Annotated in this window: 14 protein-coding genes; 5 read left to right on the forward strand and 9 right to left on the reverse strand. The window is 77.6% G+C overall.

Annotation, left to right across the window (positions count from 1 at the left end; all coding sequences use genetic code 11):
* Window positions 1-246 precede the first annotated feature (246 nt).
* From KBZ10_RS27110 to KBZ10_RS27120, 3 genes are all read right to left on the reverse strand, one after another.
* Window positions 247-1,107: a universal stress protein gene (locus KBZ10_RS27110; RefSeq protein WP_247703061.1), complete on the reverse strand. Its 861-nt coding sequence runs from the start codon at window positions 1,105-1,107 to the stop codon at window positions 247-249.
* A 276-nt stretch (window positions 1,108-1,383) separates the two neighbouring features.
* Window positions 1,384-2,049 (reverse strand): CBS domain-containing protein, encoded by a 666-nt coding sequence (locus tag KBZ10_RS27115; RefSeq protein ID WP_210990379.1) that lies wholly within the window; start codon window positions 2,047-2,049, stop codon window positions 1,384-1,386.
* 373 nt (window positions 2,050-2,422) lie between these two features.
* A complete protein-coding gene (locus KBZ10_RS27120) occupies window positions 2,423-3,358 on the reverse strand; it encodes a universal stress protein (RefSeq protein WP_210990380.1) in 936 nt (311 codons plus the stop codon).
* A gap of 465 nt (window positions 3,359-3,823) precedes the next feature.
* On the opposite strand from KBZ10_RS27120, the gene KBZ10_RS27125 reads away from it, so the two are divergent.
* On the forward strand, window positions 3,824-4,720 hold the full coding sequence (locus tag KBZ10_RS27125; RefSeq protein ID WP_210990381.1) for a universal stress protein: 897 nt from the start codon (window positions 3,824-3,826) through the stop codon (window positions 4,718-4,720).
* Window positions 4,721-4,805: 85 nt separating this feature from the next.
* On the opposite strand, the gene KBZ10_RS27130 is transcribed toward KBZ10_RS27125, so the two are convergent.
* Genes KBZ10_RS27130 through KBZ10_RS27140 form a run of 3 tightly spaced genes read right to left on the reverse strand, consistent with a single transcriptional unit; the run spans window position 4,806 to window position 8,283 of the window.
* Window positions 4,806-5,219 (reverse strand): DUF742 domain-containing protein, encoded by a 414-nt coding sequence (locus KBZ10_RS27130; protein ID WP_210990382.1) that lies wholly within the window; start codon window positions 5,217-5,219, stop codon window positions 4,806-4,808.
* Between the two features lie 11 nt (window positions 5,220-5,230).
* Complete coding sequence (locus KBZ10_RS27135; RefSeq protein ID WP_210990383.1) at window positions 5,231-5,671, reverse strand: roadblock/LC7 domain-containing protein; 441 nt, start codon at window positions 5,669-5,671, stop codon at window positions 5,231-5,233.
* Window positions 5,668-8,283: a nitrate- and nitrite sensing domain-containing protein gene (locus KBZ10_RS27140; protein WP_210990384.1), complete on the reverse strand. Its 2,616-nt coding sequence runs from the start codon at window positions 8,281-8,283 to the stop codon at window positions 5,668-5,670. Before KBZ10_RS27140 ends, KBZ10_RS27135 begins: the two co-directional genes overlap by 4 nt.
* A gap of 405 nt (window positions 8,284-8,688) precedes the next feature.
* On the opposite strand from KBZ10_RS27140, the gene KBZ10_RS29895 reads away from it, so the two are divergent.
* A complete protein-coding gene (locus KBZ10_RS29895; protein ID WP_247703062.1) occupies window positions 8,689-9,198 on the forward strand; it encodes a hypothetical protein in 510 nt (169 codons plus the stop codon).
* A gap of 141 nt (window positions 9,199-9,339) precedes the next feature.
* On the opposite strand, the gene KBZ10_RS27150 is transcribed toward KBZ10_RS29895, so the two are convergent.
* From KBZ10_RS27150 to KBZ10_RS27160, 3 genes are all read right to left on the reverse strand, one after another.
* Window positions 9,340-14,709 carry a hypothetical protein gene (locus KBZ10_RS27150; RefSeq protein ID WP_247703063.1) on the reverse strand — a complete coding sequence of 1,790 codons (5,370 nt, stop codon included), beginning with the start codon at window positions 14,707-14,709 and terminating at the stop codon, window positions 9,340-9,342.
* Window positions 14,710-14,847: 138 nt separating this feature from the next.
* Entirely contained in the window at window positions 14,848-15,660 is an 813-nt protein-coding gene (locus KBZ10_RS27155) for a hypothetical protein (protein WP_210990404.1), read from the reverse strand.
* A gap of 391 nt (window positions 15,661-16,051) precedes the next feature.
* Window positions 16,052-17,623: a hypothetical protein gene (locus KBZ10_RS27160; protein ID WP_247703064.1), complete on the reverse strand. Its 1,572-nt coding sequence runs from the start codon at window positions 17,621-17,623 to the stop codon at window positions 16,052-16,054.
* Between the two features lie 636 nt (window positions 17,624-18,259).
* Here KBZ10_RS27160 and KBZ10_RS27165 point away from each other — a divergent pair.
* The 3 genes from KBZ10_RS27165 to KBZ10_RS27175 are packed head-to-tail and all read left to right on the forward strand — an operon-like array spanning window position 18,260 to window position 20,417.
* On the forward strand, window positions 18,260-18,991 hold the full coding sequence (locus tag KBZ10_RS27165) for a GntR family transcriptional regulator (protein WP_210990385.1): 732 nt from the start codon (window positions 18,260-18,262) through the stop codon (window positions 18,989-18,991).
* Window positions 18,988-19,776, forward strand: a complete 789-nt coding sequence (locus tag KBZ10_RS27170; protein ID WP_210990386.1) for a LamB/YcsF family protein — start codon at window positions 18,988-18,990, stop codon at window positions 19,774-19,776. Before KBZ10_RS27165 ends, KBZ10_RS27170 begins: the two co-directional genes overlap by 4 nt.
* Window positions 19,773-20,417, forward strand: coding sequence for an allophanate hydrolase subunit 1 (locus KBZ10_RS27175; protein WP_210990387.1), 645 nt, complete (start codon window positions 19,773-19,775; stop codon window positions 20,415-20,417). The genes KBZ10_RS27170 and KBZ10_RS27175 overlap by 4 nt, the downstream gene beginning before the upstream one ends.
* Window positions 20,418-20,426 lie beyond the last annotated feature (9 nt).

Raw genomic sequence — 20,426 nt, forward strand, 5'->3', positions numbered from 1 at the left:
GGGGGGGGGGGGGGCGGGGGCGCCCCCCCCCCGCCTCCGTGGTCCCGTGCGACCTCGCCGGCGCGGCACCGGCCCGCCGGGCTTCGGCCGGGCTCCCCGTCGGCCGGCCGGGGCACCGCACCCGGCGTGCGGGCCCGGGCGGGGATGTGCTCGGCCCGCACTCCGCGGAGGCCCGGCCCCGGCGGCCGGTCCGCCGCGTCGGCGCGTCCGTGAGGGGCGCGGGTACCGGGGCACGGGGCCCGTGGGTCAGCTGTCCGGCACCAGGGCGACGGGGCAGCGGGCGTGGTGGGCGACCGCGTGCGGCACGCCGCCCAGCGCCACGCCCGGTCCGCCGCCGCGTCCGGCAACCACCAGCCCGGCCCCCGCCGACGCCTTCACCAGGGCTTCGGCCGGGGAGAACAGCCGCACGTCCGCGAGGACGGGCACCGCGGGGTACTCCTCCCGCCAGCGGTGCAGCGCGTCGTCGAGAAGCTGCACCTCCTGGTCCTCCCAGGCCCCTCGCTCTTCCTCCAGCACCTCGTACGGGGCCCAGGGCGCCGCGTACGGCGCGGGCAGGCTCCAGGCGTGCACCGCGCGCAGCCGGGCGCCGCGCCGCCGCGCCGTCTCGAAGGCGTAGCGCAGGGCGCCGGCGGCGGGCCGGCGCGCGTCGAGGCCGAGGACGACCTCGGGTTCCTTCTCCTCACCGGCCCGTGCCGCGGGCACGAGCACCACCGGGCAGGGTGCCCGGCCGGCCAGTTCCAGGGCCACCGATCCGAGCGCCAGCCCCTCGAACCCGCCCAGTCCGCGCGTGCCGAGTACCAGCGGCGCGGCGGACGCGCAGGCGGCGGCCAGGGCGGCGGCGGGGGCGCCGGTGGCCTGTTCACCGACGACGTCCAGGTCCGGGCGGCGCCGGGTGATCTCCGCGACCGCCCCGCGCACCATGCGCTCCGCGCCCAGCCGCCAGGCGTCCGCGCCGCGCGGCGCCGGCCGTCCCACCGGTTCCGGCGGTGCCACGTGGACGAGGCGGAGTGCGGTCCCCCGCGCCTCCGCCTCGGCCGCGGCCCACTCGGCCGCCGCCAGGCCCGGCCGCGAACCGTCGATCCCGGCCACCACATGACGGTCCATCATCTTTTCCCTCCCTCGCCCGGTTCCGTCCCTCGCGGCCACCCTGCCACCCCCGCCCCCGGCCGTCCCAGGGGACCACCGCGCGGCGCACGGAATTCCGGCCACGGGCCCGGCACGGCGGGCCCGGTGCGACGGGTCCGGCCGCGCCCGGTGCGGCCCAGAGCCGGGGCACGGCCGTGCGGCGGGGCGCCGGAGCCGGTGACGGGGTGCCGCAGCGGGGCCCCGTGCGGCGCCCCGGCCGTGTCTCCGGTCCTCCCGGCCCCGTGCCGGGGCGGCGGTTCAGTCCGCGGGGCCGCCGACCGCCCGGATCAGCTCGCACTCGACCCCGACGACCCCCTCCACCGCACGGGCCAGCCGCGCGGCCACCGGCACCAGCGAGGTGTCCTTGATCCTGCCGCTGAGGGTGACCACGCCGTCCTTCACCGAGACCCGCACCGGCGCCTCGGGGTCCGGGAAGAGGTACGAGGTGACGGTGCGCCGCACCTCCTCCTCGATGTCCTCGTCCTTCCGCAGGAACACCTTCAGCAGATCGGCCCGGCTCACCAGGCCCTGCAGCCGCCCGTCGGCGTCCACCACGGGCAGCCGCTTGACGTGCTCGACGGCCATGACGCGCGCCGCCTCGGAGAGCGTGGCGTCCGCCCGTACGGTGACGGGCGGCGCGCTCATCAGCTCCTCGGCGGTCGTCGCCCCGGCCTTGGCGAGGTCGGGCAGACGCCGCATCTGCTCCCGCCGGCTGGGGTCGCTGTCCCGGAACTCCTCCTTGGGCAGGAGGTCCGCCTCCGAGACCACGCCGACGACCCGCGACTCGCCCGCGAGCACCGGCATGGCACTGACCTTCCACTCCGTCAGCATCCGGACGATCTCCTTGAAGGAGGCGCCGCGGCCGATGGCGACGACCGTCTGTGTCATCACATCGCTCACGATGTGGGGGGTCTCGGTGGGCATGGTGCTCTCCTCTGCGGTGAGGCGGGGGCGGGCGCGGGGCGGGGCGGCGCGGTCCAGGGCCGTCGCCGTCAGCTCCGGTTGATGACGGCCTTCGGGGCTCCGGTCTCGGGGATCACGCGCCTGCTGGATGCCGGGCCCGGGCCGGTCTCCCCGGAGGAACGGCCGGGACCGTGGAAGACGCGTGCTCGCATGATGGGTTCCTCCGCCGTCGTACGTCCAGCATCGGGGACCCGCGGGGACGGGGCCCAGTGCCGAGCGGTGCATGGCCGGGACCGATGGTCCCGGTCCGGCCGCCGGCGCATCCGCGCCCGCACCATGACGGCGCGTCAGAGATGGGGAAGGCCGTGCACGGTCCGGGGCGGGCCCGCGCGCCTCAGTCGTGCGGGACGACGGCGACGGGTGCCGCCGAATGGTGCAGCAGCGCGTGGGCCACGGCCCCGATGTGGGTACCCAGCGGGGAGCGCCGTATCCGGCGGCCGACGACGACCAGTGAGGCCTCGGCCGACGCCTGCGTCAGATGGTGGGCGGCGCCCCCCACCCCGCACTCCTCGGCCACCTCCACCTCGGGGAAGTCGGCCCGCCAGGGGGCCAGGGCGGCGGTCAGCGCCCGTTCCTCATACCGGGAGAAGTCCGCCGCGGTGGGCACGAGGTCGGCCGTGGTGGGCGGGTAGGCGCCGGCGGCCGGCCTGCTGCCCCAGGTCTCGGCAGGCGGCAGCCGGTAGCTGTGCACGACCCGGAGCCGGGCGGCGCGCCGGGCGGCGGCCTCGAAGGCGAAGCGGATCAGAGCGTCGCAGGGCTGGTGGAGGTCCAGGCCGAGGACCACGTCCCGGAACGGGGCCGGGGTCGCGGAGTGGCCGTCCGGACCGGCCCGGTGGCCGTCCCCCGCCGCCTCCCCGGCCCGCACGAGCACGGTGGGCCGGGTGGCGTGCGCCACGGTGGCCAGCGCCACGGAGCCGACCAGGAACCCGGCGACGCCGCCGAGCCCCCGGGAGCCCAGGACCAGCAGGTCCGCGGAGCGCGCGATGCCCTGCAGCACCTCCCTCGGCCGGCCGGTGACGTCCTCGGCGGTGATCTCCAGGCCGGGGTGGCGCTCCCGGAGCGCGGTGACCGCCTCGTCCGGGATGCCGCCGGTCCACTCGTGCTGGGTCTCGGTGCCGACGAAGGGGGCCTGGACGAGGTGCGGCTCCTTCTCCCGGGCGTGCACCAGCCGCAGCGGCACCCCGCGGAGCAGCGCCTCGCGGGCCGCCCATTCGGCGGCGGCGGCGCTCTCGGGGGAACCGTCGAGGCCCGCGGTGACGATGCCGTTCATGGGACCTCCGGAAGGTGAGCGGTACGGCCCGCGGAACCGGGGGCGGCCGGGTCCGGCCCGACGAGTCCCCCGATCCGGACGGTGTAACCGGCCCCGGGCGGGGATCACACCTCCGGCCGGGTCCGCCCCGGGCACCGCCGGCGAAACGTGCGGACGGCCGGGACGGCGGGGAACGGGAACGGCCCCCCGCGCGGACGGGGACACCCGGGCGTTCCCGTGAGCGGCGCCGTCCGGCGGGGTACGCTCCCCCGGACGGCGGGCTTCCGCCGTCCGGCGGGCCGGCGGGCGGTACCCGGTTCACCGGCCGCGAGCAGGGCCGTCGTCCGGGACCCTCCGGCCGCAGGACGGGACCACAGTCCCTGTTCGGGCGGCTCCCGCCCGCCGGAAACTGATCACACGGAGCCGGGACCCCCCGGCCCCGCCGGCGCCCGCGGCGCCCCACACGGATCCTCTGGAGGAGTCGGCATGAACCACCCCGTCACGGTCGGACTCGACGGTTCGCCCGAGAGCCTCGCCGCCGCCGAATGGGCCGCCGGAGAAGCGCTCCGGCGGAAGCTGCCGCTGCGGCTGGTCCACGTCCGGCCGCCGGCGCCGCCGGCCCCGCCCGGCGGTGTCGACGCCCACCACTGGGAGGAGAAGCTGCTCCGGGAGAGCCGGGAGGCCCTGGAGCAGCGCCACCCCGGACTGCCGGTGACCACCGGGCACATCGTGGACCAGGACCCGGTACACGCCCTGCTGGGCGCCTGCGACGAGGCCGGCCTGCTGGTCCTGGGATCCCGCGGGCTGAGCGGCATGGCCGGCTTCCTCCTCGGCTCCGTCGCCATGGCCACCGTCGCGCGGGCCGCGAAGCCGGTGGTGCTGGTACGGGCCGCCGCGTCCGGCACCGGTGCCCCGGGGGCGGCCGCGCCGGCACCCGAGGGCCGCGAGGTGGTGCTGGGCTGGGACGTCCGGCACCCGGACGACGCCCTGGTGGAGTTCGCCTTCGACGCCGCCGAGCGGCGCGGCGTCCCGCTGCGCGTGGTGAGCGCCTGGGCCCCGGCCCCCGCTCTCCGGTACGAGCCGACGGCCGCGGCCGGGATGAACCTGGAGCCCAGCCCCGAGGAGCTGGCCCGGGAGCGGTCCGAGACGCTGGACGCCCTGCTCCGGCCGTGGCGGGAGGCGCACCCCGGCGTCGAGGTCGTGCCGGGCGTGCCGATGGGGAGCGCCGGGCGGGAGCTGGTCGAGGCGGCCGCGGACGCGAGTCTGGTCGTGGTCGGCCGGCGGCGCACCTCCGCGCTGCACATCGGGCCGCGGCTCGGTTCGGTGGCCCACGCGGTGCTGCACCACGTGTCCGCGCCGGTCGCCGTGGTGCCGCACGACTGACGACGGCGGCGCGGCCGGCCCCGGAGGGCCGCGGGCCGGCCGCCGGCCCCCCGCTCCGCGCGGAGGGGCCGGCGGCGGGCCGGTGTCAGAGGGCCCGGAGGCCGGCGATCACGTCGCGCAGGATGCTCTCGTCCGGCAGCTCCGCCGGGGGCACCGGGCGGGACACCCGGACCAGGTCCCCGTCGATGAGGTCGCCGATGAGCACCCGTACGACCCCCACCGGCAGGTCGAGATCGGCGGAGAGCTCGGCCACGGACTGCGGGACCTCCCGGCACCGTTCGACGATGTCGATGTGCTCGGGTGAGAGCGTGTGGTCGACGGCGGAGTGACCCGCGTAGAGGTCCGCCGCCCCCCGGTCCCGGGCGACGACGACGGCGATCAGGTCGAGCTTGTCCTCCGCCGCGCTGCGGGTGCGTCCGCGGGTCATCGCGTACGGCCGTACGACCGGTCCGGCCTCGTCGTCGAACCAGTGCCCTTCCCCCTGGCCGTCTTCGCTCATGCCACCCCCCGTCACCCTCCGCCGGCCAGGTCTTCGCGCGGGGCGGTACCGAGGTGCGCGCCCACCCGCTTGACCAGCAGAGTCATCTCGTATGCGATCTGGCCCACATCGGAGTCCGCGTCCGCCAGCACCGCGAGGCAACTGCCGTCGCCCGCCGCGGTGACGAAGAGGAAGGCACCGTCCAGCTCGACGACGGTCTGCCGGACCCGGCCCGCCTCGAAGTGCCGGCCCACACCCCTGGCCAGGCTGTGGAACCCGGAGGCGACGGCCGCCAGGTGCTCGCCGTCCTCGCGGCTCAGGTCCTGGGAGGTACCGGTCGGCAGTCCGTCACGGGACAGCACCAGGGCCTTCCGGATGCTGCCGACGCGCTCCACCAGCTCGTCGAGGAGCCAGCTCAGCTCGCCCGCTCCGCCCCGTGCGCCGTTGCGTCCCATGGCCTGCGGTGAGGTCATCGACCGTTCCCCTCATGTGTCGTTCCTGGTGCTGTGTCCCCGGTGGTTCCGGTGCCGGTGTCGTCACCGTGGTGCTCCCGGCCGCGCTGCCAGCCGCGCTGGAGCGAGGCCATCCGGGCCCGCACCTCCTCGGCGTCGCGGTCGGGCTCCGGGTCCGCTGTCTCCGGCGGCTCGGACCGGGGTCCGTGCTCCGCCTTGAGCTGGGGTGCGAGGCTCGCCTGCCGGACACGCCGGGGCAGTCCGCCGGGGCCGCCGGCCCGGGCACCGGGCCCGTCCTCCCCGTCCGGGGGCGGGGTGCGGCGGGCGGCGTCGACGGGCTGTCCGTGGTCGGAGACCAGGACCGGGGTGCCGCGGCGGGGCCGCGGCACGGAACGGGTGGTCTCCGGGCCCGCGGTGTCGCCGTCGCGCGCCTGCTGGTGCTGCTCCGCGGCCGGGGCGGCGGAACCGGACCGGTCCCTCCCGCCGTGGTCCGCGCGGCCGGCGGAACCCTCCCGGCCGCCGTGCCGGCGGGCGCGGAAGAGCAGCCCCTCGTGGTCGGTCTCGTCCTCCGCGGCGTCCGGACCCTCCAGTTCGACGGGGCCGTCCAGGGCCGGCATGCCGCGCCGCGAGGGACCGCCCAGGGGGACGGGCACCTGCGCGAGAGCCGCGAGCCTGCCGCCCGGGGCCGCGACCTCGGCGGTGTCCTCCGAACCGCCCCGGCCCTCGGGCGCCTTCTCGGTGAGCAGGGTGGCCGGAATGAACACGACCGCCGTGGTGCCGCCGTACGGGGAGGTCTGGAGGGAGACCCGGACCCCCTGCCGCTGGGCGAGCCGGCTGACGACGAAGAGACCGAGGCGGTCGGTGTCCGACAGCTCGAACTCGGGGGTCTCGGCCAGGCGGAGGTTGGCGTCGAGCAGCGCCTCCGGTGTCATGCCGAGACCGCGGTCGTGGATCTCCAGAGTGAAGCCGTTGGCGACCCGCTCGCCGTGCACCTGGACGGCGGTGTGCGGGGGCGAGAACACCGTGGCGTTCTCCAGCAGTTCGGCGACGAGGTGCGTGAGGTCGGCGACCGCCGGGCCGGCGACCGCCAGCCGCGGCAGCCGGCGCACCTCGATGCGCTCGTAGTCCTCGACCTCCGCGACGGCCGCCCGGACCACGTCCATGAGCTGGACGGGCCTGCGCCACTGCCGGGAGGAGGCGGCCCCGGAGAGGATGACGAGGCCCTCGGCGTGGCGGCGCATGCGGGTGGTGAGGTGGTCGAGTTTGAACAGGTCGGCGAGCTCGTCGGCGTCCTGGGTGCGGCGCTCCATGGTGTCGAGCAGGCTGAGCTGCCGGTGGAGCAGCACCTGGCTGCGGCGGGCGAGGTTGACGAAGACCTCGGAGACGCCGCGGCGCATGTCGGACTGTCTGACGGCCGCCTCGACGGCGGCCCGCTGCAGGGTGTTGAGGGCCTGGCCGACCTGCCCGATCTCGTCCTGGCCGTATTCCCGCCGGGGCGCCTCGGCCTCGACGTCGACGTGCTCCCCGGCAGCGAGCCGGCGCATGACGGCGGGCAGCCGGACGCCGGACATCTCGTGGGCGTCCTTGCGGAGCCTGCTGAGGTCGTGGGCGAGGCTGCGGCCGATGCGGAAGGAGATGGCGATGGAGGCGACCACCAGCAGGAAGCCGAGCACGGCCACCGACGCCGCCTGCAGCAGGAAGCGGGTGCCGTGCGGCTCGACCCGCTCCTGGTAGCGGCCGATGGCCTCGATGCCCATCCCGGCGAGATCGGCCAGTGCGGTCTCGGCGGCGGACTGCCACCGTTCGGCGTTGACGTTCTCCAGCCCCTCCGGGCCCTCGGCGATCAGTTTCTCCTCGGTGGCGCGCAGTTCGGCGGTCTCGGAACCGGTCCAGAACTTCTCGTAGCGCTCGCGCTCCGCGGCGGGAAGCTGCGGGAGGTGGAGGCGGTAGAGGAGCTTCCGGTCGGCCACGCGGTCGGCGAACATCCGCAGATCGCCCTCGGACAGGGTGCCGGCGGCGAGCGCGGCCGCGAGCAGCGAGTCCTCGCGGGCCAGGGCCTCGCGGGCGCGGATGGTGCCGACGTTGGCGCCTCCCTCCTGGTCGAGCTCCGGCTCGTTGAAGGCGTAGGGGTTCAGGGTGAGCAGCAGTTCGTGGCAGGAGTCGACGAGTTCGTTGTACGTGGCGAAGGCCTCGGCGGGGGCGAGCGTGCCCTCCTGGGCCCTGCGCCGGACGCTGTCGAGACCTTCCAGCTCGTCCTCCAGGTCGTGCAGCCGGTCCCGGGCCCCGGCGTTGTCGCCGATCTTCTCGTGCACGCCTTCGGTGACCAGGACGCCGCGGAAGGTGTTCAGCGCCTCGTCGGTGGCGCTCTCCGAACTGTGCAACCGGGCCAGGGTGTCGGCGCTGCGCGGGTCGGCGAGGTAGACGAGGGTCTGCCGGCGCTCCCGCTGCAGCTCCTGCGCGAGCTGCTCGGCGGGGACGCCGACCGTGCCCGTCAGCGGGCTGAGGTCCAGCAGGCGCTTGGCCTGGCCGGCGGTGAATACCGTGGCCAGGGCCCAGGCCGACACCAGGGACACCAATGGCACCAGCAGCAGCGCCACGATCTTCCTGCGGATCGATGTCCCGCGAAAGCGCATGGCCTCCCCCATTTGTCAACCCCGGCTCGCCGGAGGTGCTGTTCCGTATTCCGTCCGCAAACGGCGTGAGCCTACTACTGCGAGGGTGACAACTCGAAGACCAGTCCGGGGATCCGCGCGCGTACCGATCACGGCCCGGCCCGGAACTGTCGGACGATTCCAGGACATCACACAGCGGGCGTCCACGCAGGCAACAGCGGCCAACACCCGCCCAACGGGAACATGTTGGCCGGAAAGCGATGAGCCCGGGAACCTCCGCCCCGCCCCGGTCGTGATCCGGGGGTGGGGCGGAAGCGGATTTCTCCCCCACTCCGGTTTTCGGAACGGCGCACGGCGGGCAGCCGACCGATGCCGGGACTCCCGTCCCCGGCCCGGCACGGACACCCGCGGGGAAGTGAAGATTTGATGGACACGCAGGCACACCATCCGACCGAGGGCAGCACGGAACCTCCGCATGAGGCGCGGGATCACGTCATCCCGGCGGAGGCGTCCTTCGACGCGCCCGGCGCCGGCACGCTCTGGACGGTCGAACCGGCAATCCGCCCCCCGCTGCCCGGACCGGTCCGGAGGGCCGCGGTACGGGCGGGCATCATCGTGGCCGTGACCCTGATCGCGGCCATGATCGCCTTCTTCTGCACCATGGCGGCGGTATGGGCGGCCCTGCCCGCCGTCCTCGCCACCGTGGCCATGACCATCGCCGCCACCTGGAGCGTCCTCGACGTCTGGATCACCCGGCAGGTCTGGAACCAGCGGCACGGGGTCGTGTCCGTGCCGAGCAGCACCGCCCGGGCCCTGCGGCGCGAGCGGCGGCGGGCCCGGCGCGAGGCCCGGGCCGCCGCGCGGGAAGCGGCCCGGGACTCCGGCAAGGCCGCCCGCTCCGCCCGGCCGGCCGGGCGCCGGCTGTCCTCCGTCTGACCTTCCCGGGGCGGTCTCCGGGCCGGCCCGGGAGGGCCCTGCCGCCGTCCGCACTCCCCCACCGGCCTCCCCGGCACCGCCCGGCAGCCGCCGGACCCCCACGCGGCCCCGGCCGTGCGCGCGGCCGCCGCTCCGCCCCCGTCACGTCTCGGGGAGGGACTCCCGCTGCTCCCGGGCCGGCCGGCCGCCGCGGTTCCCGGACGGCGCCCGTTCCGGCCCCTCCGCTTCCCCGTCTCCCGCGTCTCCCGCGCCCGCGGGCTCGGGCGGGCGGCGGAACATCCGGGTGGCGCTGATCTCCCCGTGCACCGCGCCGTCGGCGTCCTGCCGGGGCAGCCCGGGGCGCAGATGCTCCTCCACCCGGATGTACTTCAGCCCGGCCCGCAGATCCGCGTCGTTCCGCAGCCGGATCACCAGGGGGAACTCCGCCAGCGCCGTGGTGTCGAACAGCCCGGTGGTGTAGAGCAGCTGCACCCCGAGGGCGTCCGCCACCGCCCGCTGCAGCTCCAGCAGATAGGTGGCGTTGGCCCGGCCGATCGGGTTGTCGAGGAAGAGCGTGCCCGCGTGCCGGTGCCGGTCGCGGCCGCGGTCGTTGCTGCGGAGGGCGGCCATCGTGCAGTAGAGCGCGATGGCGGCGGTGAGCAGCTGGCCGCCGGAGAAGACGTCTCCCATCTGGCCCACGGGGACGCGCTCGGCCCGCAGCACCGCGTCCGGCTTGAGGATCTCCACGGCGACGCCGCGCGGCCGGAGGGCCGCCGCGACCCCGCGCAGCAGCAGGGTCATGCCGTCCCGGCGCAGGTCGGAGTTCTTCCGCACCGCGCCGCGGGTGGCCTCGTCGATCACCTCGCCCAGCCGCTCGCTGAGCGTCGCCTGATCGGGCTCCTCGAACCGGATGCGGAGGAACTCCTGGCCCGACCACTCCCCCAGCCCGCCGGGAAGCCTGGACAGCCGCTGCGCCGAGCGCAGGGTGGCCAGCGAGGCCTCCACCAGGCCGCGCAGCCGGTCGACGATGCTGTCCCGGTTCCGCTCCAGCTGCTCCAGCTCGTCGGTGAGGACCCGCAGCCGCGGTGCGAACGCCTCCCGCCAGGCCGCGGCGTGCTCGGCGAGGGCGGCGGCGGGCAGCTCCCTGATCTGCTGGCGGGCGGGGGTGCGGACCTGCTCGTAACGGACGGCGTTGGCGTGCCGCACGAGGATGTCGCTCGCCTCGCGGACCGCGGCCTCGGCGGCGGAGAGGTCGGCGGCACAGCCGCGCAACGACCGCCGCGCCCCGGCGGCGGCCTGCCGGGCCTCCTCCGGGCCGCCCGGATACGGCGCGGGCGGTTCCCCGCCGTCCTGCTCGCCCGCCCGGTCCGGCTCGCGCAGCAGGTCGCGCAGGAGCGCGGCCGTGTCGTCGAAGCCGCTCGCCGCCTCCTCGGCGGAGCGGTGCGCGCGCAGCAGTCCGGCGTGGGCGGCGCGGGCCGTCTCCCACGCGTCCTCACGCTCGGCGCGCTCGGCGGTGGCGGTGCGCAGCAGGTCCTTGGCCTGCTCGGCGTCGCCGGGGACCAGCTCCGCGGGCAGCTCCGTGTAGGCCTCCCCGGGCTGCCCGCCGGGGCCCGGCGGCGGGGCGAGCCGCTCGGCCTCGCCCCGGTAGCGGCCGAGTTGTTCGCTCGCGGCCGAGGCACGCGACTCCAGCAGCTGCACCCGGGACTCCGCCCGGGCGGCGGCCGCCTGGCGCGACGGTCCGTCGGCGCCGTCGGTGCTCTCCAGGAGCTGGGCGGCGCGGTTGCGGACCTTGTTGGTGAGCCGGTCGAGTTCGGCGCGGGCCGCGCTCTCGTCGCTCTCCGCGCGGGCCTGCTCGGCGCGGAGGTCGGCACCGACACCGACCTTCTCGTAGAGCCGGGAGGCGGCCCGGTACGCCTCGCGCAGATCGGGCAGGGCGGTGCCGCGGGCCTCGGCGGCGCGCCGCCCCTCGCGGGCCGCGTCCTCGGCGACACCGGCGATCTCGGACCGCTCGGCGCGCAGGGTGCGGGCGGTGCGCCGGGCGTCGTCGGCGGCGCGCTGGGCGGCCCGGCGGTCCTCGTCCGCGGCCCGGGCACGCTCCCAGCACGCCGTGGCGCGGGCCTCGGCCTCGGCGGTCTCGTCCGCCGTCTCCCGCAGCCGGCTCTGCCAGCGCGCCCGTTCCCGCAGCCGGAAGGCGAGACCGGACAGGGCGTCGGCGGTGCGGCGGGCGCGCTGCGCCGCCTCCTGCCGTTCGTCGCGCGCCGCGGCGGCCTCGGCGGCTGCCTCCTCCGCCTCGGCGCGCGCGGTCCCGGCCTCGGCGAGCCGCCGGCGGGCGGCCCCGGCCGCCTCGTGCGCCGAGCGGGCCGCGTCCGCGAGTTCGGTGAGCCGGCCGGGCGGGCAGTCGGTGCGCCAGGCGGCGATCCGGGCGGCCAGCGCGCGGTCCCCCGCCAGCCGGGCCGACAGGGTGCGGATCTCCTCGTCGCGGGCGGCGGCGCGGGCCCGGCGGGCCCGGCGCTCGTCGTCGGCGGCGTGCTCGTCGTGCATGGCCGGGTTCGGCGGGACGAGGAAGACCTCCCCGTCCGGCCCGCTCCCCGGCCCGCCCTGCGGGGGCGGGGCGAGCAGCGCGGCGGCGGTGCCGACGGCCACGGCCGAGCGGGGCAGCAGCGCGGCGCCCGCGAGGACCTCGCGGGCGCGGGCGTGGGTGGCGGGGTCGGTGATGACGACGCCGTCGACGAGCTCCGGGCGGGCCGCGAGCACCGTGGCGTGGTCCTCGGGAGCCACGGCCCGGGCGAGGTAGCGCCAGCCGGGCAGGGCGGGAATGCCGTGTTCACCGAGGTACTCGACGGTGGCCAGAACGTCGGGGCCGGGCGGCAGGAGCCCGCCGTCGCCGAGGGCGCCGAGGATGCGGGCGTCGTCGGCCGCGGCCGTCCTCAGCTCGAACAGCTGCCGCTCGGCGGAGGCGACTCCGCGGTCGAGCAGATCGCGCAGGGCCTCGGCGCAGCGGTCCAGTTCCTCGACGGTCAGGGGGCCGTCGGCGGCGGGCGGTGCGGGGTGGGCGGGGCGCGTGCCCTCCCCGGCGCCGAGGTCGGTACCGGAGTCGGCACCGAAGTCGGCACCGGAGTCGCTGCCGGTACCGGTGGTGGCCGCGGTTTCCGTGCCGGTGCCCGTCGCCGCGGCCGTTCCGCCGGTCCCGGTTTCCGCCGGATGCCCGGCCGCCCCGGCCGCGGCGGCGGTCTCCCGGTCCTGCCCGGGGTCCTCCGGGGGGCGGGATGCCGCCGTGCCGCCGGCCGCCGTCTCTCCCTGCGGCCTGCCGCCGGACGGGCCGGCCCCGCCCGGCGCCACGGCCCGGCCGCCGTCCGCCGGTTCACCCGGACTCGCCCCGGCCGCGGACGGGTTGACGCCCCGGGGGTCTTCGGAGCGGGTCGTGCCGCCGGGCACCGGTCCCCGGTCCCCGGTGCCCGGGTGCGGGTCCTCGGGGCCGCCCGGGTGCGGGATGGCCGCCTGGGCACGCGCGCCGGGGCGGGAGCCGCCGGCCGCGTGGGCCGCGCCGGGGCGGTCCGGGGCGGCGCCGCGCGGGGCGGGGACGGCGGCCGGGCCCACGCCGCCGGACGCCCCGGGCCCGCCGCCGGCCGCCGCACCCGGGGTGCGGCCGGCCGCGGAGCCGGGGTCCGGGACGGGCGCCGGGCCGGGCCCCGGCAGGCTCAGCAGTTCGGCGAGGCGGGGCTCCGCGGCGATGGCGGCGGCCGTGCGGCGCTCGGCGGCGTGCGCGGTCTCCGCCGCGCGGGCGGCGTCCCCGGCGCGGGACGCGGCCAGGTCGGCGCGGGTCTCCTCGACCGCGGCCTCCCGGGCCCGGTCGGCGGCCTGCCGGGCCGTGTCCCGGGCCGCGTCGGCGGCGGCGGCAGCGGTGCGCACGGCCTCTCCGGCGGCGAGCGCGGCGCGCGCCGGATCGGCGTCGGGCGCGGCGTCGTCGAGCCAGCCGGCGCGGACGGCCTCCGCCGTCTCCTGTTCGACCTCGGCGAGCCGCTGCCGCAGATGCTCGGCCTCGCTGCGGGCGCGCTCGGCGGCGGTCGCGGCCTCGGTGGCGCCGCGGTGGGCGGTCTCGCCCTCGCTCTGGAGGGCGGTCGACCGGGCCTCCTCCTCGGCCGCGTTCCGCTCGCTGCTCTCGACGGCCGCGTCCAGGGCGCCGGCCAGTTCGGCGGCGGCGGCCGCCCGGGCCGCGAGAGCCGGGGCGGCGTCGCGCTCGGCCTCGCGGATGGCGGCGGCGACCCGCGCGGAGCGGTCGGCGGCGGCCCGGTGGCGCAGCACGGCCTCCGCGGCCTGCCACGCGGAGAGGAGGGTGCGGGCCTCGCCCAGTTCCCGCTTCTGCGCGGCCGCCGCCTTCCCGGCGGCGGCGAGGGCCAGGGAGGCGTGCCGGTAGGCGAGTTCGGCGGCGATCAGGGAGCTGTGCTCGCGGGCGCGCGCCGCCTCGGCGACCGACCGCTCCGCGTCGCCGGCCTGCTCGGCCAGTTCGGCGGCCCGGCCCCGCTCCTCGCGGGCGCGGGCGGAGAGCCGCCGGACGAGGGTGCGGGCGCGGCGCTCCGCCCCGGCGTGCACCTCGCGGGCGCGCTCCCGTTCCGCCGCGGCCTCGGTGATCCGGCCGAGCAGGTCGACGGAGCCGGCCGTGAAGTCCCGTTCGGCGGTGAGTTCGGCGCGCCGGCCGAGCTTGTGCGCGAAGCCGTGCACCAGGTCGGCGAGGCCGTCGGTGTCGCGGGTGTCCGTCACGGCGCGCAGGAGCAGGTCGGCGAAGTCGGCGTCGTTCCTGACGGCGAAGAGGCCGGCGGCCTCGCCCTCGTCGGCGTTCATCTCCCGCTGGTAGCGGAAGAGTTCGGGGTCGAGGCCGAGTTCGCCGAGGTGCTCGTTCCAGCGCTCGTGGATCTCCACCCAGACGACGTCGAGGTTGGGGTAGGCCCGGCCCGCCTCGGTGAGGGCGTCGCGGAAGCCCTTCATCGTGCGGCGGCGGCCCCGGGCGCCCGACACGCCCTCGGCGGGGGCCCGGACGGCGGTGGACTCGGCCACCGGCAGGGAGTCCAGGCTCATCCCCGGGCCGGGGCGGAAGGAGTACCAGGCCTCGGCGAACTTCCGCGGGTCGGAGGAGACCTGGCGGCCGCGCCACTCGCTGACCTTGCCGACGACGACGGTCTCGCCGGTGAGGGTGTGCATCCACTCCAGGGCGACGTGCCCGCAGTCGTCGGCGAGGAGGAACTTGCGGAGCACGCCGGAGCTGGCGCCGCCGAGGGTGTTGCGGTGGCCGGGCAGCATCACGGAGAAGATCAGTTTGAGCAGGACGGACTTGCCGCCGCCGTTCTCCAGGAAGAGCACTCCGGCGGGGGCCGGGCGGCGCGGCGGCCCGGTGGGCTCCTCCTCGAAGAAGTCCGCCTGGGCGGGCGCGGGGGCGGCCACGGGGTCGCCGACGCCGCGCAGGTCGAGCACGGTGTCGGCGTAGCGGGCGCCGGCGGGGCCGATGGAGTAGAGGCGGACCCGGGACAGCTCGTACATGGCGGCGGACTCTCGGTGTGATGCGGACGGGCGGGGCGGGCGGACGGGCGGGGCGGGCGGACGGGCGGCGGGCGCCCGGGGCGGTCCCGGGTCCCCCTCGGGTGGGGGACGGTCTTCCGGGGCGCCCGGGCCGGGCCCTCAGGAGTGGAAGGGCAGTCCGGCGTCGGCGACGAGTGCGTCGCTCTCCTCCGGGGGCAGCAGCGTCGGGGTGCCGTCGCCGACGGCCACGACGCCGAGCTCCAGCAGCTCGGCCAGGGCGGCGGAACCGGCCATGTCGCGGACCTGGAGCTGGTAGCGGGCAGTGGTGCGGTACGAGCCGCCGGCGTCGTCCCCGGTGCGCTGGAGGAAGCCGGAGTCGGTGAGGAACGCGACGGCCTTGCCGACGATGCCGGTGGTCGAACCGGCCAGCCGGCGGGCGTCCTTGGTGGCGCCGGTGGCGCTGCGCCGGGACCACACCCGCCAGGCGGCCTCCAGCCCCGGGGCGCCGGTGGCCGGATCGGTGTTCTCGCCCGCCGCCTCGGCGCGCTCCTCCAGCCGCCGGCAGGCCTGCCGGACGAAGGCGTCGACGCCGTTGACGGTGATCCGGCCGATGTACCCGTCGTCGGCCAGGTCCTCGGGGCGGGGAAAGGCGAGGGCGGCGACGGCGAGATGCGCCAGCCCGTGCAGGAAGCGGTCGGTGGTGTCGGAGGCGGCGCGGCGGGCGTAGTCGCCCATGCGGACCGCGAAGACGGAGTCCTCGGCGGCGGTCACCACCATGCCGGCGCGCGGGGACACCTCCAGGACGACGAGGCCGAGCCCGGTGGCGACCGCGTCGGCGAGCCGGGCGAAGGCCGGGTCGTCGCGGTGCCGGCGCAGCAGTTCGGCGTAGTCGGCGTCGCGAGCGGGGAGCAGCTTGGGCTGGAGGCCGCAGGAGACGAGGCGGGCGGCGTCGGCCGCGTCGGCGGGCGTGATCCCGGCGGGGCCGGCCGCGGCGCGCGGCCCGGCCTCCTCCCGCTCGCCGGGCGGTGGGGCGCCGTCACCCGGTGCGCCGCGGAAGCCGTCGTCCACGCCGTACTCGTTCACTGCTGTCGCTCCTTGCCGGGTGCGGGGGGCCGGACGGCGGTCCGGATCGTGCGGGGACGGCCGGTCCGCGAGGCGGCGGGCGGCGGGCACCGGTCCGGGGTGCCGCCCGGGCGGGCCGCCGTGCCGGTGGCCGTACCGGGCGTGGCCGCCGCGTCGCCGGCCGGGCGGCGACCGCTGTCGCGGACGGGTGCGCGCCGGGTGGTCCCCGTACGCGCCCCGGCCGCCGGGGGCTGCGGGGACGGCGCCGGAGCGGCGGGCCGGGGCCGGCGTCCCGGGGCCGTCATGCCGCCTCCGTGCTGCGGTCCGCGGCCATGCCGGCCGCGTCGAGCAGGGCGGTGCCGACGATCAGGTCGGCGCCGCCGTACTCGGGGTCGTCGAGCTGGACGCCGTCGTCCACCGCGAACAGCAGGCGCTGCTCACCCTGGCGGTAGGCGGTGCCGACCGGCGGGCTCGCGGCGTGCACCGCCAGCAGGGCGACGAGATACGGCAGTTCCGGATCCTGCCGGCGGGCCTCCGCCAGCAGCCCGGACAGCCGGCGCGGGGCGTCGGGCGGAAGGTCGAGCAGGTCCAGGGCGCGGGCCAGCTGCTCCTCGCTGAACCGGCTGTCGTCGGGCGTGGTGACGAGATCCGGCTCGGGCATCTCCGCGCCGAGGTGCTCCCGTTCGGCGGGCGGGGTGAGGAGCAGGTCGGTGAGGTCGCCGAGGCGCACGGCGGAGGGGGTGCGCAGGCCGGTGCCGCGGCGGAAGAAGGCGTCGGTGACCGGCAGGGCCCGCTCCACGGCCAGCGGCAGCAGGGGCGCCAGCAGCTGGCCGTACAGGTCGAGCCCGGCCCGCGCGGAGGGCGCGGCGAAGGCCTGCCGGTCCTGCTCGGCGCGGAACAGCGGGCCGGCCTCCAGCAGCCGGGACTGCAGCTGGGTGTGGCGCCGGACGCAGTCCTTGACGATGTCGACCAGCTCGGCGGCGCGCCGCTTGTGCTCGGGTTCCTCCGCCTCGTCGCGGGCCCGGCGGATGTTGGTCAGGATGGCGTTCTCGTGGCGGTAGCGGTCGGCGACGTGGTCGAGGGCCTCGGCGATCAGGTCGGGCACCCGGTTCAGCCAGTCGACGGCGCGGACGTTGCGGCGGGTGGCCTCCAGGGTGCGGCGCAGCGTCTCGGCGTACTGCACGGTGCGGTAACGGGCCTGTTCCGCCGCCAGCTGGGCGTCGGCGAGCCGGCCCCGGTTGATCAGCACCTCCAGCTTCACCTCGGCGGCGATCTGCGCGCTGGTGACGTCCGTGTCGAGGGCGCCGACCAGGACGTTGACCGCCTCGTCCGTGGTGCGCAGATAGACGCCGCCCCCGGGGCCGGGGACCTCCTCGATCAGCTTGAAGTCGTAGTCCCGCCGGACGTAGGCGCCGTCCGGGCCGAAGGTGCCGTAGACGGCGCGGAAGCCGCGGTCCACGCTGCCGACGTTGATGAGGTTCTCCAGGACCCAGCGGGCGACCCGGTCGTGCTCGGCGGCGGGGCGGTCGGGGGCCTGGGCCGCGACCCGGGGCAGCAGCCGGGAGACGACCTGCTCGTGGTCGGCGCCCGTGTCGAAGTCCATGTTCAGCGTGACGAGGTCGATGGCGGCCAGCGCGGTCTCCGCCATCGCGTAGACCGTGTACTCGCCGGCGAGGTTGGCCTTGCGCGCGTCGAGGTCGTGGAGCGGCGCGGTGCAGGCGAGGGCGCGCAGCCGGCGGGCCAGCCCCTCGTCGGCGGCGGGCCCGGGGGCGGGCCGGGCCACCGATCCGGGCTGTACCCCACTGAACTGCGGCGGAGCGGAATCCGAGACGTGCGACTTCACGACGCACAGAGTAGGTCCTCGCGCTGACATCCTCCCAAACGGCGCGGATGGGACCGGCCTTGGGCGCGGGCCGCCGGGGGCGCGGGGCGGGAACCGGGTCCCGGGCCCCGCGGCGGACACCGGGCCGGAGGGGTTCCGCACACTCCGGCGCGGCCCCGTGGCCTCCCCGCTCGACGGGGGCGGACACGGCGCCGGAGAGGCCCCCGCCCCCGGACACGGACGGGGCCGCTGCCCACGGGACAGAGGGCCCCGTTCCGCCGGTGGGTGCATCCGCCGGTACGGCGGGGACGCCGGTACGGCGGCACGGCAGAGGCCGGGCCGCGGCAGTGAACGGGCCCCGAGCCGCCGCGGCCGGCGGCAGCGCTCCGCGGGCGGGCGGACCCGCCCCCGGCTCGGCGCCAGTTCCCCGGGCCGGCCGAGCAGAACAACCCGGAGGCAGCCCAGCAGGGCGTCGGTCAGTGGCGGAGCCACGACCGCCGGAACCCGCGTACGAGTACCCGTGTCGGTGGGCAGTGGGATGCTTCTCGTGTCGCCGCGTCCTCACCCCCGGCCGGGCCGGGTCCCGGCCCCGGGGCCGGGACCGTCCGCCCCGCGCCGGGCCGCGAGCCGCCGCGGCTACTGTTGTTCAACAATCCACGCCGTGTTCCGCTTGCCCACGGGGGGCCCATGGACCGCACCAACCCGCAGGCCGCGTCCGCCGCCGATCCCTTCGCGCCGCTCGCGGCCGACCGCGACCGGCTCGGCCGCGGCAGTACGGCGCAGCGCGTCGCCGACGTCCTGCGCGACCGGATAGCCGAGGGGACGCTGCCGCCCGGCACGCGTCTCTCCGAGGAGGCCCTCGGTGCCGCGCTCGGCGTCTCCCGCAACACGCTGCGCGAGGCGTTCCGGCTGCTGGCGCACGGCCGGCTGGTCGTGCACGAGGTGAACCGGGGGGTCCGGGTGCGGGTGCTCAGCCGCGCCGACGTCATGGACATCTTCACGGTCCGGCGGGCTCTGGAGCTGGCCGGCCTGCGCGCCGCACCGCAGGCCCGCCCGAGTCAGCTGGGCGCTCTGGCGCAGGCGGTGGCGGGGGGCGAGGCCGCCGCGCGGGCCGGTGACTGGCGGGCCGTGGGCACCGCCGATCTGCGCTTCCACCGGGCGCTGGGCGGGCTGGCGGGCAGCCCGCGGATCGACGAGTACCTGAGCCGCATCCTCGCCGAACTGCGTCCCGCCCTCCTGGCGCTGCCCCGGGCCCGCTGGCTCCACGAGCCGCCGCCCGTCCGGAACCGGCGCTTGACGGATCTCCTCGAACGCGGTGCGCTGCACGTGGCCGAGGCGGAGCTGGACAGCTCCCTCGCCGACTCCCGGCAGATGCTTCTCGACACCATGAGGGACACGATGGGGAAGGCCGCCCGATGACCGCTTCCGCACCTCCGTCCGCGCCCGTCATCGACCTCAACGCCGATCTCGGCGAGGGGTTCGGCCGCTGGAGCCTGACCGACGACGACGCCCTGCTGTCGGTCGTCACCAGCGCCAACGTGGCCTGCGGCTTCCACGCCGGCGACCCGTCCACGATGCGCCGGGTGTGCGCGCTGGCCGCCGAGCGCGGAGTGCGCATCGGCGCCCAGGTCGCGTACCGGGACCTGGCGGGGTTCGGCCGCCGCTCCATGGACGTGCCGCGGCGCGAGCTCACCGACGAGATCGCCTACCAGATCGGGGCACTGGACGTCTTCGCGCGCGCCGCCGGTTCGCGCGTTTCCTACGTCAAGCCGCACGGCGCGCTGTTCAACCGGACGGTGCACGACGAGGAGCAGGCCGCCGCGGTGGTGGAGGGCACCCTCCTCGCGGCGGGGGGCCGCCCGCTGCCCGTGCTGGGGCTGCCGGGCTCGCGGCTGCTGGAGGCGGCGGAGCGGGCCGGGCTGCCGGCGGTCGCGGAGGCGTTCGCCGACCGGGCCTATTCCGCGGACGGCACGCTGGTGCCGCGCGGCCGGCCGGGCGCCGTCGTCGAGGACCCGGAGGAGGTCGTGGCGCGCTCCCTGCTGATGGCCGTGGACCGCCGGGTGGCGACCATCGAGGGCGAGAAGATCACCGTGCGGGCCCGCTCCCTGTGCCTGCACGGCGACACCCCCGGAGCCGCCGCGCTGGCCGTGCTGGTCCGGGAGGCGCTGGCCGCCGACGGGGTGGCCCTGGAGCCGTTCGCATGAGGGTCCTGCGCGTGGGGCGGCACGCCCTGCTGGTGGAGCCCGGCAGCCCGGAGGCGGCGAGCGCGCTCCACGCCGAGCTCATGCGCCGCCGCGAGACGGGGGAGCTGCCCCCGGTACGCGAGATCGTCCCGGCCGCGCACACCGTGCTCGTCGACGGCCTGGACGACCCGCGGGCCCTCGCCGCCGAACTGGCCGGCTGGGAGGTGCCCCCGCCGTCCGCGGGGGCGGGCCGCGCGGTGCGCATCCCGGTCCGGTACGACGGTCCGGACCTGGCGGAGGTGGCCGGGCGGTGGGGGGTCCCTCCCGAGACGGTCCCGGAGATCGTCGGCGGGGTGCGCTTCCGGGTGGCGTTCTGCGGCTTCGCCCCGGGCTTCGGCTATCTGACCGGGCTGCCGGAGCGCTACCGGGTGCCGCGCCGGGCGACGCCCCGGACGTCCGTGCCGGCGGGGTCGCTGGCCCTCGCCGGGGAGTACGCCGGGGTGTACCCGCGCTCCTCGCCGGGTGGCTGGCAGCTGATCGGCAGCACCGGCGAGGTCCTGTGGGACCCGGCCCGTGAACCGGCGGCGCTGCTCGCTCCCGGTACGGAGGTCCGCTTCGTCCCGGACGGCGGCCCGGCGGCCGTGCGGGAGGGGCTCCGGTGAGCGGCGGCC

Origin of the sequence: Streptomyces sp. F63 (assembly GCF_018070345.1) — a bacterium.
In the GTDB taxonomy this organism is placed as follows: Bacteria; Actinomycetota; Actinomycetes; order Streptomycetales; family Streptomycetaceae; genus Streptomyces.

Excerpts from the sequence above, each read along its gene's own strand:
- KBZ10_RS27110 (WP_247703061.1), bottom strand. The coding sequence starts at position 1,107 with ATGATGGACCGTCATGTGGTGGCCGGGATCGACGGTTCGCGGCCGGGC.
- KBZ10_RS27115 (WP_210990379.1), bottom strand. The coding sequence starts at position 2,049 with ATGCCCACCGAGACCCCCCACATCGTGAGCGATGTGATGACACAGACG.
- KBZ10_RS27120 (WP_210990380.1), bottom strand. The coding sequence starts at position 3,358 with ATGAACGGCATCGTCACCGCGGGCCTCGACGGTTCCCCCGAGAGCGCC.
- KBZ10_RS27125 (WP_210990381.1), top strand. The coding sequence starts at position 3,824 with ATGAACCACCCCGTCACGGTCGGACTCGACGGTTCGCCCGAGAGCCTC.
- KBZ10_RS27130 (WP_210990382.1), bottom strand. The coding sequence starts at position 5,219 with ATGAGCGAAGACGGCCAGGGGGAAGGGCACTGGTTCGACGACGAGGCC.
- KBZ10_RS27135 (WP_210990383.1), bottom strand. The coding sequence starts at position 5,671 with ATGACCTCACCGCAGGCCATGGGACGCAACGGCGCACGGGGCGGAGCG.
- KBZ10_RS27140 (WP_210990384.1), bottom strand. The coding sequence starts at position 8,283 with ATGCGCTTTCGCGGGACATCGATCCGCAGGAAGATCGTGGCGCTGCTG.
- KBZ10_RS29895 (WP_247703062.1), top strand. The coding sequence starts at position 8,689 with ATGGACACGCAGGCACACCATCCGACCGAGGGCAGCACGGAACCTCCG.
- KBZ10_RS27150 (WP_247703063.1), bottom strand. The coding sequence starts at position 14,709 with ATGTACGAGCTGTCCCGGGTCCGCCTCTACTCCATCGGCCCCGCCGGC.
- KBZ10_RS27160 (WP_247703064.1), bottom strand. The coding sequence starts at position 17,623 with ATGTCAGCGCGAGGACCTACTCTGTGCGTCGTGAAGTCGCACGTCTCG.
- KBZ10_RS27165 (WP_210990385.1), top strand. The coding sequence starts at position 18,260 with ATGGACCGCACCAACCCGCAGGCCGCGTCCGCCGCCGATCCCTTCGCG.
- KBZ10_RS27170 (WP_210990386.1), top strand. The coding sequence starts at position 18,988 with ATGACCGCTTCCGCACCTCCGTCCGCGCCCGTCATCGACCTCAACGCC.
- KBZ10_RS27175 (WP_210990387.1), top strand. The coding sequence starts at position 19,773 with ATGAGGGTCCTGCGCGTGGGGCGGCACGCCCTGCTGGTGGAGCCCGGC.